The organism is Homoserinimonas flava, from assembly GCF_054969005.1.
The window spans coordinates 1-1347 of record NZ_JBUEQS010000008.1; the positions used below are offsets into that span (position 1 = coordinate 1).

1 protein-coding gene is annotated in these 1347 nt (G+C 65.0%); it reads left to right on the top strand.

All coding sequences use genetic code 11. The features are described 5' to 3' along the window. Nucleotides 1-51 precede the first annotated feature (51 nt). A protein-coding gene (locus tag ACY48M_RS13115; RefSeq protein ID WP_462820744.1) for an IS3 family transposase occupies nucleotides 52-1304 on the top strand; the annotation gives its coding sequence in 2 pieces (ribosomal slippage) (nucleotides 52-334 and nucleotides 334-1304; 1254 coding nt in all). Nucleotides 1305-1347: the final 43 nt, after the last annotated feature.

The window sequence follows — 1347 nt, forward strand, 5'->3', positions numbered from 1 at the left end:
TGAATCGCCCCGGTGTGTCCGGAGACTTGATTTCTTGGAAGGATCAGTCTTATGGCACGTCCCAGCAAATATCCGCGCGAGCTTCGTGAGCGCGCTGTCCGTATGGTCGTCGAGGTGCGGTCTGACTATCCGAGCGAGTACGCCGCGATGAGCGCTGTTGCGAAGATGCTCGGCATCGGTTCTCCGGAGACGATCCGCACCTGGATTCGCCGGGCGCAGGTCGACACCGGGCAGCGGCCCGGTGTGACCACGGAGGCGCAGGCGGAGATCAAGAAGTTGAAGAGGGAGAACGCCGAGTTGCGTCGGGCGAACGAGATTCTGAAGGCGGCTTCGGCTTTCTTCGCGGCCGAACTCGACCGGCCACACCAGCGATAGTCGCCTTCATCGAGGCGCACAAGGACCGCACTGATGGTGGTCTTCGGTGGGGTGTCGAGTCGATCTGCGCCGTGCTCACTCAGCACGGCGCGTCGATCGCCCCATCGAGCTACTATGACGCCCGTCGGCGGAAACCCTCATCACGCGAGCTGGCAGACGAGCGCTGGAAGCCGATCATCCTGAGCACCTGGCAGGGCCAGCGGCGGGTCCTCGGCGCCCGCAAGCTCTGGCTGCGCATGCGGCGGGACGGGCACGAGATCGCCCGCTGCACGGTCGAGCGGCTCATGCGGGAGCTGGGCATCGCCGGCGTCGCGCGCGGGCGTCGTCGGCGTCCGGTTGATGCGGATCCGCGGGAAAGCCGACCGGCTGACCTTGTCGACCGGCACTTCGCGAGGCTTCGAGTGAATCAGCTTTGGGTTGCCGATTTCACCTACGTCTGGACGTGGTCCGGCTGGGTCTACGTCGCATTCGTGTTCGATGCGCACTCCCGCCGGATCCTCGGTTGGCGGGCAGCGACCAACATGACGACGCCACTCGTGCTCGACTGCTTAGAGATGGCGCTCTTCACCCGCCGCCGCGAGGGCACCGACGATTTCACCGCGCTGACCCATCACACCGATGCCGGATCGGTCTACACGTCGATCGCGTTCACCGACCGGCTCGTCGAGGAGGGCATCGACCCCTCGGTCGGGTCCGTCGGCGACGCCTACGACAACGCCCTGGCTGAGTCGCAGATCGGGCTCTACAAGACCGAGCTGATCCATCACGAAGGCCCATGGCACGGCGTCGACCAGGTCGAGGCCGCAACCGCCGGTTGGGTCCAGTGGTTCAACACCGAGCGCATCCACGGCTCGATCCACGACCTCACACCCGTCGAGTTGGAGCACATCGACTACGCTCTGATCGAACCCCTCGAACGAACGGGTTGACACCAGCAATACGCTCTCCAGACATGCCGGGGCGATTCAGAGC